This window comes from Streptomyces cucumeris (genome assembly GCF_024295805.1).
Lineage (GTDB): Bacteria > Actinomycetota > Actinomycetes > Streptomycetales > Streptomycetaceae > Streptomyces > Streptomyces cucumeris.
The window spans coordinates 344828-357344 of sequence record NZ_JANCLX010000007.1; the positions used below are offsets into that span (position 1 = coordinate 344828).

Sequence of the window (12517 nt, forward strand, 5' to 3'; positions counted from 1 at the left end):
CCGCGCCCCCCGGCAGGGCCCGCGGCACGCAATACCGGCCTGGGGGCGCGCCGGGCGGGCGGGAGACCTCAGCCCGCCCGGCGCGCCCGGGCCCGTGCCTCACGCGCGATCGGCAGATAGCGCAGCCGCTCCGGCAACAGCGGTATGAGCACCCGGGTGACCCGCCCGAACCAGCGCAGTGCGCGCTCCTGGGCGGCCGTCCACTCCAGGCCGATGGCGGCCCTCGCGTCCGGCGGCATAAGACCCGCGGTGAGGAAGGCCCGGAACCGGGTGAACAGCGGCCCCAGCACCGGCCAGAGCAGCCGCAGCGGCGCCGCGCCGGGGGCGGGGACGGTGGCGCCGGGGTCGGCCAGTTCACGGGCGACGGGGGTGGGCGCCAGCCGCTCGCGCACCACCGACCGGTAGTAGGTCCAGAAATCCTCGACACGGACGGGGAGTTGGCATTCGGGGATGCCCAGCACCCGGCCGACACACCGCCACTCGGCGTACAGCGCGCGCTCCTCGGCGGCGGTGAAGGGGCGCGCACCCAGATAGGTCTGGGCGCGCAGATAGACCGGGAAGCCGGTGGCGTGCACCCAGCCATAGAGCTCGGGATCGAGCGCGTGGTAGGGGTGGCCCGCCGCGTCCACACCGCTGATACCGCGGTGGAGGGCGCGCAGTCTGCGGCCCTCCGCGGCGGCGCGGTCCCCGCCGTAGACCCAGAGCTGTACCGAGCGCAGTGAGCGCTCACCGCGCCCCCAGGGGTCGGTGCGGAAGACCGAGTGCTGGTCCACGCCCGCTCCGACGGCCGGGTGGGCGACCTGCATGGTCAGCGCGGCGGGCAGGGCGAGCACACTGCGCACCTCCCCCGCGATGGACCACAGGATGCCGCCGGTGGGTGGCGGCCGGTGGTCCACGCCGGTGGGGCGGGGGCCGCGCTCGCTCATCGTCGTCCGGGAACCGGCGGGCCGGTGTGCGCCCGGCCCGCCGGAAGGTCTCTAGCCGTTGCTCCTTCCAGTATGCGCCGCCGTGCCGGGGCGGAGCGGGCGCAGGGTGAGGGTGTAGTCATAGGCACGGTCGGCCTTCACCCGGTACCCGTCGCGGACCGGATTGGGGGTGTCGCCCACCCCGGTGACGGCGTGGTCGGCGTGCAGGGTGTTCCAGCCGTCGTTGCGCTTCAGGAAGTGCGGATAGGCGGCGCGGTCGAGTTCGTCGTACGCGGTGGCGGCCACCTCCAGATCACCGGAGACCAGCAGTCCGGCGCCGTGGCCGTCGGTGAGCGATGCCCAGCGGACATCGTCGTGGTTGCCGTGGTCCTGCGGTTTGAGGTACTCCACGTACTGGTCCCGCACCGAGGAGGACCACACGCCCATGGGGGTGCCGTCCTTGCGGTCGTTGAAGCTCTCCACCGGGCCGCGGCCGTACCACCGGAAGGTGTCGTAAGCCTGGGGCACCCGCAGTTTCAGGCCGATCCTCGGCAGATAGGACAGCTTGCGGAACTCCCCCTGCGCCTCGGCCCGGTGCCGTACCCGGATCGCGCCGGAACCGTCGATCCGGTACGCCACGGTCTGGCCGAAGGACGCGCCGGTGACATCGGGGGCGGCGGCGGTGGAGCGGACGGTGACGGTGACCGTGCCGTCGTCGCCGGGGGCCACTTCCGTCCCGTCCACGGTGGTGCGCAGCCGGTCCAGTCCCAGGGTGCGCCAGCGTTTGCCCTCGGCGGTGCCCCAGTCGGAGCGTTCATTGCTGATCGGGGCGCGCCAGGCGTCCAGTTCGGGCCCGGAGCGCAGATGCTGGCGGCCGTCCGCGCGCATCGAGGTGAGGGCGCCCTTCTTCTTGTCGAAGGTGTAGCGGAAGCCCTTGCCGGTGACGCGGACGGTGTCGCCGTGCTCGGTGGCCCGGACCGGGCCGCCGTCGGGCCGGGCGGCGGGTTCGGGCACCCGGTCGCCGCCGACCGCGAACTGGCCGAAGGAGAGCACATGCCCGGCCTTCGCCCAGTCGGTTTGGTGCTTGGTGACGGCCTGGACGGTGAGATGGCGCTCATGGCCTTCGGGGTTGGCGGGCGGGGCCGGGAGCCGGATGTCCTCGTGGGCTCCGGGGCCGACGTCCAGGGCGTGGGTGCCGCTCGCCACGGTCCTCGCGCCCTCGGTCACCTTCCAGCGCAGCTCCAGGTCCGGGGTGCCGGTGAAGGCGCGTTCGCTGGTGACGGTGACCCTGCCGGAGCGGGGGCCGTCGCCGGAGGCCGGTGCGGTGATCCGGATCGGTGCGTGGACCCAGGCGAGCTGGGCGGTCTCGGGTTCGGGGCGGCGGTCGGCGGTGACCAGGCCGTCCACCCCGGACTCGTAGAGCCCGTAGGAGAGATAGCTGCCCCTGTGGGTGAAGTCGTCGAAGTCCAGGGCGATCAGGGCGTCCCGCGCGGGGTCCTCACCGGCGGACAGCCGGTCCGCGGCGAGGGCGGTGTCATAGACCCGAACCCGGTCGACGGTGCCCTTGGCGGTGCGTCCGTTCCAGCCGTCCTCCATGGCGTCGTTGTCGCGGCCGACACCGAGGTCGAATCCGGTGTAGTCGATCCGGCCGCGCCAGGCGGTCTCGGCCCGTTGTGCGCCGTCCACGAACAGGCGCAGGGCGGTGCCGTCGTAGGTGCCGGTGACCCGGTGCCAGGCGCCGTTCCACCCGGAGGGGACGGGTGCGGTGACGGTACGGGGCTTGCCCTGGCTGGTGAGGGTGAACTCCAGGGTGTTCCGGTCCTTCATCCGCAGGACGTACTGACGGCCCTTGCTGACGATGGTGAAGTCGCCGGTCCAGGTCTCGGCGGGCTTGACCCGGGCGTCGAGGCTGACGGCGGTGCCGGTGAGGTCCAGCTTCGGATCGCGGTAGACCTCGACGAAGTCGTCCAGACCGGACAGATACAGGGCCTTGTCGCCCGTCCGCCCCGTGCTGCCGCCGACGACCTCCGGCTTGCCGGACAGGCTCGCGGCGATGGCGTTGCCGGAGGAGTCGGGGGTGGTGATCAGCGGACGGCGGATGTTCTGTTCGGCCCAGTCCCAGATGAAACCGCCCTGGGCGCGCGGCCGGGACCGCATCACCTCCCAGAACTCCCGGAAGTTGCCGAGGCTGTTGCCCATGGCGTGGGCGTACTCGCCCATCACGATGGGCTTGTCGAAGCTCTTGGCCTTGGACTCCAGCGAGGCCGGGGTCGGATAGCGGGGCCCGGCGACATCGGCGAACGGGGCGTCGCCGTCGGGCCAGTTGGACTGGTGGTAGAGCGGCCGGGTGGGCTCGCGCTCCTTGGTCCACTCGGCCATGGCGTAGTGGGCCTTGCCGAGTCCGGCCTCGTTGCCGGTGTCCCACAGGATGACGCTGGGGTGGTTCTTGTCGCGTTCGACCATGCCGCGGTGGCGGTCCAGGAACGCCTTCCGCCACTCGGGGCGCTCGGCGAGACAGTCGCGCGGGCAGCTCTCGTGGCTGTGGGTCTCGATCTCCATCTCGTCGTCGATCAGGATGCCCTCGCGGTCGGCGAGTTCATAGAGATAGGGGTCCGAGGGGTAGTGGGAGGTGCGGATGGCGTTGACGTTCAGCCGCTTCATCAGCCGGATGTCCTCCTCCATCCGGGCGCGGGTGGCGTGGCGGCCGGTGGCCGGGTCGGTCTCGGAGCGGTTGACGCCACGGATCAGGATCCGTTCGCCGTTGAGCTTCAGCAGCTTGTCCCTGACCTCGATCTCCCGGAAGCCCACGGTCTGGCGGACGGTCTGGACCGTCTCGCCCGAGGGGTCGCGCAGGGTGAGCACCAGCGCGTAGAGGTTCGGCGCCTCGTCGGACCACTTGGCGGGATCGGTGATCCTCCCGGTGAGTTCGGCCTTGCCGTCGCGCTCCTCGGCGCTCAGCCGCCGCACCTCGCGTCCCTCGGGGTCGTAGAGCACCCCGGTGACCCGGTGCGGGCCGCTGATGTCACCCGGGGTGCGGGCGATGTCCACCCGGGTGCGCAGGGTCGCGTCCCGGTAGGCGTCGTCGAGGTCGGTGGTGACGTAGGCGTCCTGCATCCGGGTGGTGGGCGTGGAGTACAGCGTCACCGAGCGGAAGACACCCGCGTAGCGCCACTGGTCGTAGTCCTCCAGATAGGACCCGGCGCTCCAGCGGTGCACCTGGAGGGCGATCCGGTTGGCGCCCGGACGCAGGTGGTCGGTGATGTCGAACTCGGCGGGTACATAGCCGCCCTGGTCATAGCCGACGTAGTGGCCGTTGACCCACAGGAACCAGCCGGAGGTGACCCCGTCGAACCGGATCACCTGACGGCGGCCGTCCCAGTCGCGGGGCACCTGGACGGTGCGGACGTACGCACCCGTGGGGTTGATGTCGCGGGGTACCTTCGGCGGGGCGTCGGGCGCCATCTCGCTCTGCACATTGCGGAACAGCGGATGGTCGAGGTCATCGGTCTGCCAGGTGTGCGGGACCTGGACGCTCTTCCAGCCGGAGGTGTCGTAGTCCTCCTTCCAGAAGCCGCTCGGGGCGTCCTCGGGGCGGTCGGCGAGGGCGAACCGCCATGCGCCGTCGAGGCTGCGCTCCCACTTCCCGCGGTCGGGACCGTCGGGGCGGAGCCGGGCATGCGGGGGTTCCTGGCCCTCACCGGTGCGCTCGGGGTCCTCCAGATAGCTGTGCACGTCCGCGGGGAGGCCATCGGCGGCCGGTGCCCGGCCGGTGGCGGTGTCCGCGGCCGTGAGACCGAGGCCGACGGCGGTGGCCATCGCCAGCATCACTGCGATCAGCCGTCGGACCGGGCCCCGGGGGCCGCTGCCGGGTCTGACTGCTCTGGTACTCAATTCCCACCTCACCTCACAGATTCCCAAGAAATCAAACAGAGATGAACGGGGTCGCACAGTATTGAGGGAGCTGGGGGGCGTCAACCGTTCTCGCGGCGATCTCCGGTGGCGAGGTTGCGGCGAGAGGTTTCACAGTGGTGATGAGACAGCAATACTGATGAACCCGATGGAGCAGCACAGCGGAGAGCGAGGCGCGCCCCGATGACCACCCCCGACACCGAGGAACCGACTCTCACCGTCGACGAACTGGCGGCGCGTGCCGGGGTGACCGTCCGCACGGTCCGCTTCTACGGCACCCGAGGACTGCTGCCGCCACCGGTGATCGGCCCCCGCCGGGTCGGCCGCTACGGCGCCGAGCACCTCTCGCGGCTCGCGCTGATCGAGGAGCTCCAGCACCACGGGATGACGCTGGCCGCCATCGAGCGCTACCTCGGCCGGCTCCCGGAGGACATGAGCCCCGACGACCTGGCCATCCACCGCGCCATGGTGGCCTCCTGGGCCCCGGACGCCCCCGAGGAGATCAGCCGGGAGGAGCTGTCCCGGCGCGCGGGGCGGGAGTTGACGCGGGAGGACATCGACCGGCTGGCCGCGCTCGACGCCCTGGAGCCCACCGGGGACCCGGAGGTCTTCCGGATCGACCCGCGGGTGCTGACTCTGGGGATGCGGCTGCTGGACGTCCCGATCGCGCTGGAGACGATACTGGCGGCCCACGCGGTGGTGGTGGACCACACCCGTTCCGCGGCGCGGGAGCTGGGGCGGCTGTTCCGTGACGAGGTGTGGGGGCCGCAGCGGGACCGGGAGTCGGAGGCCGGTCCGGAGCGGGTGCGCGCGAAGAAGTCGCTGTCGGCCCATATGCAGCCGCTGGTGGTGCAGGCGCTGGTGATCGCGTTCCAGCGGTCGATGAAGCAGGAGCTGCGCGCCTGGTACGGACAGGACCTCGACGGCCCCGCGGAGGACCCCGGGAGCGCCGGGGACGGCTGAACCGCCGGCCGCCGGCGGACCGGGGCGATCCGGTCCACCGGCGGCATGGGGGATGTCCGCCGCGGTGCCTCAGTCGGCGAACCGCTCCCCCCGCTCGGCCTTCTCCACCAGCAGCGCGGGCGGCGCGAACCGCTCGCCGTACGCCGCCTCCAGCTCCCGGGCGCGCGCCACGAATCCGGCGACCCCGCCCTCGTAGCCGTTGATGTACTGGAGCACACCGCCGGTCCAGCCGGGGAAGCCGATACCGAGGATCGAGCCGATGTTGGCGTCGGCGACGGAGGTCAGCACCCCCTCCTCCAGCAGCCGCACGGTGTCGATGGCCTCGCAGAAGAGCATCCGCTCCTTCATGTCCTCCAACGGGATGCGGGTGCCCTCGCCGCCGCCGAAGTGCTCACGCAGCCCCGGCCACAGCCGGCCGCGCTTGCCGGTGGTCGCGTCGTAGTCGTAGAAGCCCTTGCCACCGCTGCGGCCGGGGCGGCCGAACTCCTCGACCATGCGGTCGATGACCGTGTCGGCCGGATGCGGCTGCCAGGTGCCGCCCGCCTCCTCGGTGGCCCGCCGGGTCTCCTCACGGATCCTGCGGGGCAGGGTGAGCGTCAGCTCGTCCATCAGGGAGAGCACCTTGGCCGGGTAACCGGCCTGGGCGGCGGCCTGTTCGACGGAGGCCGGGTCGATGCCCTCCCCCACCATCGCCACGCCCTCGTTGATGAAGTGGCCGATGACGCGCGAGGTGAAGAAGCCACGCGAGTCATTGACCACGATCGGCGTCTTGTTGATCTGCCGCACCAGGTCGAACGCGCGGGCCAGCGCCTTCTCCCCGGTCCGCTCACCCTTGATGATCTCCACCAGCGGCATCTTGTCCACCGGCGAGAAGAAGTGCAGTCCGATGAAGTCGTCGGCGCGCTGCACCCCTTCGGCGAGCAGGCCGATGGGCAGGGTGGAGGTGTTGGAGCACAGCAGCGCGTCCGGTGCCACCACGCCCTCGATCTCCTGGAAGACCTTGTGCTTGAGCGCCGGGTCCTCGAAGACCGCCTCGATCACCGCGTCACAGCCCGCGAGGTCGGTGACATCGCCGGTCGGGGTGATCCGGGCGAGCAGCTCCTCCCGCTTGGCCTCGGTGGTGCGGCCCTTGGCGAGCGCCTTGGCCAGCAGCCCCTCGGAGTACGCCTTGCCCTTGGCGGCGGCCTCGGTGGACACGTCCTTGAGCACGACCTCGATACCCGCCTTGGCGCAGGCGTAGGCGATGCCCGCGCCCATCATCCCGGCGCCCAGCACCGCGACCTTGCGGACCTGCTGGGGCTCGATGCCCTGCGGCCGGTTGGCACCGGAGTTGACCGCCTGGAGGTCGAAGAAGAACGCCTGGATCATGTTCTTGGCGGTCTGCCCGGTCACCAGCTCGGTGAAGTAGCGGCCCTCGATGACCTGCGCGGTCTCGAAGTCCACCTGCGAGCCCTCGACGGCGGCGGCGAGGATGTTGCGCGGCGCCGGGTAGGGCGCGCCGTTGAGCTGCTTGCGCAGATTGGCCGGGAACGCGGGCAGGTTGACCGCGAACTTCGGATGGGCCGGGGTGCCGCCGGGGATCCGGTAGCCCTTCTCGTCCCAGGGCTGGACGGACTCCGGATGGGCGTCGATGAACGCCCGCGCACGGGCGGACATCTCCTCCGGGGTGTCCACCACCTCATGCACCAGACCCGCCTCCAGGGCGCGCTTCGGGGCGTGCCGCTGGCCCTGGAGCAGCACCTTGAGCAGTGCGTCGGTGACGCCGAGCAGCCGGACGGTACGGGCGACACCGCCGCCGCCCGGCAGCAGGCCCAGGGTGACCTCGGGGAAACCGATCCGGGAGCCGGGCGCGTCGAGGGCGATCCGGTGGTGGCAGGCGAGGGCGATCTCCAGTCCGCCGCCGAGCGCCGTGCCGTTGATCGCCGCGACGACGGGCTTGCCGAGCGTCTCCAGCCTGCGCAGACCCCGCTTGATGCGCAGGTTCACCTCGAGCATCGCCTCGGCGTGCTCGGGCCCGGCCTGGATCATGTCCTTGAGGTCACCGCCGGCGAAGAAGCTCTTCTTCGCGGAGGTGATGACGATGCCGCGGATGGAGTCCTTCTCGGCCTCGGCGCGGTCGGCGATCGCGTCGAGGGAGGAGATGAACGCGGCGTTCATGGTGTTGGCGGACTGGCCGGGGTCGTCGAGGACGAGGGTGACGACGCCGTCGTCGCCCCGCTCCCAGCGGATGGTCGACGCGGTGGTGGTCTCGGTCATGGCACGGTCTCCAAGGGGGAAGGGAGGTCGGTGGAAAGGGCGTCGGGGGTGGTCAGAGACGTTCGACCACCGTGGCGATGCCCATACCGCCGCCCACGCACAGCGTGGCGAGGCCGTAGCGCTGTCCGCGCCGCTCCAGTTCGTCGATCAGGGTGCCCAGGATCATCGCGCCGGTCGCCCCCAGTGGATGGCCCAGGGCGATCGCGCCGCCGTTGACGTTGACCTTGTCCAGGCTGAGGCCCATGTCCTCCACGAAGCGCAGCACCACCGCGGCGAACGCCTCGTTGATCTCCACCAGGTCGATGTCGTCGATGGTCAGCCCGGCCTTGGCGAGCGCCTTGCGGGAGGCGGGTGCCGGACCGGTGAGCATGATGGTGGGGTCGGAGCCGGAGACGGCGGCGGAGGCGATCCGGGCGCGCGGGGTCAGCCCGTGGCGCTCGCCGACCTCACGGTTGCCGATGGCGACCAGGGCGGCGCCGTCCACGATGCCGGAGGAGTTGCCCGCGTGGTGGACGTGGTCGATGGCCTCGATCCAGTGGTACTTCTGGAGCGCCACCGCGTCGAAGCCGCCCGCCTCGCCGATCGCCTCGAACGAGGGCTTGAGCCCGGCCAGGGTCTCGGGGGTGGTGCCGGGGCGGATGTGCTCATCGCGGTCGAGGACGGTCAGCCCGCTGCGGTCGCGGACCGGGACCACCGAACGGTCGAAGAGACCGTCCTTCCACGCCTTCGCCGCCCGCTCCTGGGAGAGCGCGGCGAAGGAGTCCACGTCGTGGCGGCTCCAGCCGCCGATGGTGGCGATCAGGTCGGCGCCGATGCCCTGGGGGACGAAGCCGGTCTCGTAGTTGGTCATCGGGTCCGCGAACCAGGCGCCGCCGTCGGAGCCCATCTTCACCCGGGACATCGACTCCACACCGCCCGCGAGCACCAGGTCCTCCCAGCCCGAACGGACCTTGGCGGCCGCCAGGTTGACGGCCTCCAGACCCGAGGCACAGAAGCGGTTCTCCTGGACGCCCGCGACCGTGTCCGGCAGTCCGGCGGCGATCGCCGCGACCTTGGCGATGTCCGAGCCCTGGTCACCGAGCGGGCTGACCACGCCGAGCACGACGTCGTCGATCGCCGCCGGGTCGAGGTCGGGGAACCGCCGCCGGATCTCGTGGATGAGACCCACGACGAGATCGACGGGCTTGGTGCCGTGCAGGGCGCCGTCGGCCTTGCCGCGCCCGCGCGGGGTGCGGATGGCGTCGTACACGTACGCTTCGGTGCTCACGTCAGCAGCCTTTCGAGGGGGAGGGGTGGGGCGGGAAGCTCAGTCGGCGAGCACGGAGCGGCCGATGATCTCCTTCATGATCTCGGTGGTACCGCCGTAGATCGTCTGGATGCGGCCGTCGGTGAACGCCTTGGAGACCGGGTACTCGGTCATATAGCCGTAGCCGCCGTGGAGCTGGAGGCAGCGGTCGGCGGTCCGCTTCTGGAGCTCGGTCGCCCACCACTTGGCCATGGACGCCTGCACCGCGTCCAGCCCGCCCGTCGTGTGGTCGGTGATGCAGCGGTCCAGGAAGGCGCGGGTGACGGCGCATTCGGTGGCCATCTCGGCTATCTCGAAGCGGATGTGCTGGAGCCGTGCCAGCGGCCGTCCGAACGCCTCGCGCTCCTTGACGTAGGCCGTGGTGAGCTCCAGGACGTGCTCGGCGGCGGCGATGGCGGAGACCGCGATGGTCAGCCGCTCCTGGGCCAGATTGGTCATCAGGTGGCCGAAGCCGCCGTGGAGCTCGCCCAGCAGGTTGTCCTTGGGCACCCGGACGTCGTTGAAGAACAGCTCGGCGGTGTCCTGCGCCTTCTGGCCGATCTTGTCGAGGTTGCGGCCGCGCTCGAAGCCCTCCATGCCGCGCTCGACGACGATCAGGCTCAGACCCTTGGCGCCGCCCTCGGGGGTGGTCCGGGCGACCACGATCACCAGATCGGCCAGGATGCCGTTGGAGATGAAGGTCTTGGAACCGTTCAGCACCCAGTGGTCGCCCGCGTCGGTGGCGGTGGTGCGGATCCCCTGGAGATCGGAGCCCGCGCCGGGCTCGGTCATGGCGATGGCGGTGATCAGCTCGCCCGAGCAGAAGCCGGGCAGCCAGCGGCGCTTCTGCTCCTCGGTGGCCAGGGTGCGCAGGTACGGGCCGATCATGTCGTTGTGCAGCGGTACGGCGAACCCGGAGGTGCCCGCGCGGGCCAGCTCCTCGGAGATCACCGCGGAGTAGCGGTAGTCCTCGCTCCCGCCGCCGCCGAACTCCTCGGGCATGGCGAGGCCGAGCAGCCCCTGCCGTCCCGCCGCGCGCCACACCTCGCGGTCGACCACGCCCTCGGCCTCCCAGCGCTCGTGGTGCGGGGTCACCTCCTTGGCGATGAAGGTGCGGACCGTCTCGCGGAACGCGTCGTGCTCGGCGGTGAAGATCTGGCGCGTCAGGGGCGTGCGGGTCACGACGGGTTCTCCTCGGTGGCGGTCTCGGCGGTGGTCTCGGCAGCGCCCTCGGCGGCGCTCCCGGTGGCGCTCCCGGTGGAGTCCTGCGGGAGGGCGACGTCCCAGTCCCGGGCCACCTCCGCCGCGTCCGCGCCGGGGCGGGCGGGCCCGCGGCGCACCGCGCCCGGGGTGGCGGAGAAGCGCGGTGCGGGTGCGGGCTGGGTGATGCCGCCGTGCTCGGTGAAGGTGGCGCGGGCGGCGAGATGGGGGTGTGCGGGCGCCTCGCGCAGCGAGAGCACCGGTGCGACACAGGCGTCGGAGCCGTCGAAGACCGCCGTCCACTCCTCGCGGGTGCGCTCCTTGAAGCGGGCGGCGATGACGGAGCGCAGGGTGGCCCAGGCGTCGAAGTCCTCGCGGGGCGGGGCCTGGCCGGCGATGCCCAGCCGCTCGGTGAACTCCGCGTAGAACTTGTGCTCCAGGGCGCCCACGGCCATGTAGCCGCCGTCGGAGGTCTCATAGGTGCCGTAGAACGGGCAGCCGCCGTCCAGGAGGTTGGCGCCGCGGCGGTCCTGCCAGCCCCCGGCGGCCATCATCCCGTGGATCACGGCGGACAGATGGGCGGTGCCGTCCACGATGGCGGCGTCCACGACCTGGCCGGGGCCGCCCGCACGGGCGTGCTGGAGGGCGGCGAGCACACCGATGACGAGGTAGAGCGAACCGCCCGCGTAGTCCCCGAGGAGGTTGGCGGGGGCCACCGGCGGTCCGTCGGCGGCGCCGATCATGCCGAGCGCTCCGGTGACGGCGATGTAGCCGATGTCGTGTCCGGCGCTGCGGGCGAGCGGGCCGTCCTGGCCCCAGCCGGTCATCCGGCCGTAGACCAGCCGCGGATTGCGGGCCAGACACGCCTCGGGGCCCACCCCGAGCCGCTCGGCGACGCCCGGGCGGTAGCCCTCGATGAGGATGTCGGCGCGCCCGGCGAGCTCGAGCACGGTGGCCCGGCCGTCGTCGGACTTCAGATCGAGCAGCACCGAGCGCTTGTTGCGGTTGGCGATGTCGTAGTCGGGGTCGATCCGCAGGCCGCCGGTGCCGCCCGGCCGGTCCACCCGGACGACATCGGCGCCGAGGTCGGCGAGGACCATGGCCGCGAACGGTCCCGGCCCGATGCCCGCCAGCTCCACCACCCGGACCCCGGACAGCGGGCCGCCCGGCACCGCCCCGTCGTCTGTCGCCACCATCCGACCCCAAACCTTGTGACAATTTTGCTGTAACACCGCCGATGCTAAGAAGGCGTGCCACATTCCACAAGCCCCCGGGCCGGGCGGCGGGGGGCGAAAGGCCATGGCCCCGCCGGTCTTTGGCCGACGGGGCCATGGGCAGGTGCTGGGGCGGGCGCCGAGAGGGTCCGGCGGCGGCGCGCGTCCGGTGGCGCCGTCAGTCCGCGTCGAGCTCCGCGACCAGCCGCTTCGGGGCGATCGTGCGATAGCTCTCCTCGACCCAGTCGCACAGCAGATCCGCCCCGGGCGCGCCCCCGGCGAGCGGTATGGACACCCATCCGGACCGGCCGAGGCCATAGCCGGTCGGCGCGGCACCGGGCTGGGACATCGCATGGGCGTGGGCCGCCTCGTCCCGCAGCTTGACGGTGATACCGGGGGTGCGGTCGCCGTCGTCCGGCCCCAGGAAGACGAAGATCTTCTTGCCCACCTTGACCACGGCGCTGTCCCAGGGGAAGTCCTCCCAGGCACCGGGGAGGCCCAGCGCGAACGCGCGCACCGCGCCCCGCACCTTCAGCGGGTCCTTCGACGCGGCCATCGGTTCCTCCTGCGCTGTACGGTCCTCGGCTGTCGTCAGGCGGCCGGGGTCCCGCGCGCCGGCGGGCCGCCACCGGTTTCCTCCACGCTAGCCCCCGGCACCGACATTTAGCTTTGGAGATGGCTCTCCGGGATCTTCGGGGGCTGCGTAGGGTGCGTCGGGTCCGGTTCTTCCGGCACGGCTGGATCACTGACCGAAGCGTCTGCTTGCAGGCGACTTCTCAACGTTG

At 71.8% G+C, this 12517-nt stretch carries 8 protein-coding genes; 1 reads left to right on the forward strand and 7 read right to left on the reverse strand.

Annotated features, from left to right (window positions below; translation table 11 throughout):
• Positions 1-68: 68 nt before the first annotated feature.
• A complete protein-coding gene (locus NMK44_RS14110; RefSeq protein WP_254742546.1) occupies positions 69-926 on the reverse strand; it encodes an oxygenase MpaB family protein in 858 nt (285 codons plus the stop codon).
• Between the two features lie 51 nt (positions 927-977).
• On the reverse strand, positions 978-4796 hold the full coding sequence (locus NMK44_RS14115; protein WP_254742549.1) for a glycoside hydrolase family 2 TIM barrel-domain containing protein: 3819 nt from the start codon (positions 4794-4796) through the stop codon (positions 978-980).
• Between the two features lie 201 nt (positions 4797-4997).
• On the opposite strand from NMK44_RS14115, the gene NMK44_RS14120 reads away from it, so the two are divergent.
• Positions 4998-5777 (forward strand): MerR family transcriptional regulator, encoded by a 780-nt coding sequence (locus NMK44_RS14120; protein ID WP_254742552.1) that lies wholly within the window; start codon positions 4998-5000, stop codon positions 5775-5777.
• 69 nt (positions 5778-5846) lie between these two features.
• On the opposite strand, the gene NMK44_RS14125 is transcribed toward NMK44_RS14120, so the two are convergent.
• The 5 genes from NMK44_RS14125 to NMK44_RS14145 form a co-directional block, all read right to left on the reverse strand.
• Positions 5847-8033, reverse strand: a complete 2187-nt coding sequence (locus NMK44_RS14125; RefSeq protein WP_254742558.1) for a 3-hydroxyacyl-CoA dehydrogenase NAD-binding domain-containing protein — start codon at positions 8031-8033, stop codon at positions 5847-5849.
• Positions 8034-8085: 52 nt separating this feature from the next.
• Positions 8086-9300, reverse strand: a complete 1215-nt coding sequence (locus NMK44_RS14130; RefSeq protein ID WP_254742561.1) for an acetyl-CoA C-acetyltransferase — start codon at positions 9298-9300, stop codon at positions 8086-8088.
• A 39-nt stretch (positions 9301-9339) separates the two neighbouring features.
• Positions 9340-10485 carry an acyl-CoA dehydrogenase family protein gene (locus tag NMK44_RS14135; RefSeq protein WP_254742645.1) on the reverse strand — a complete coding sequence of 382 codons (1146 nt, stop codon included), beginning with the start codon at positions 10483-10485 and terminating at the stop codon, positions 9340-9342.
• Between the two features lie 11 nt (positions 10486-10496).
• Positions 10497-11714 carry a CaiB/BaiF CoA transferase family protein gene (locus NMK44_RS14140; RefSeq protein ID WP_254742564.1) on the reverse strand — a complete coding sequence of 406 codons (1218 nt, stop codon included), beginning with the start codon at positions 11712-11714 and terminating at the stop codon, positions 10497-10499.
• Between the two features lie 196 nt (positions 11715-11910).
• The gene (locus NMK44_RS14145) at positions 11911-12288 is read right to left on the reverse strand and encodes an MmcQ/YjbR family DNA-binding protein (RefSeq protein WP_254742567.1); all 378 of its coding nucleotides are present in this window, start codon (positions 12286-12288) and stop codon (positions 11911-11913) included.
• Positions 12289-12517: the final 229 nt, after the last annotated feature.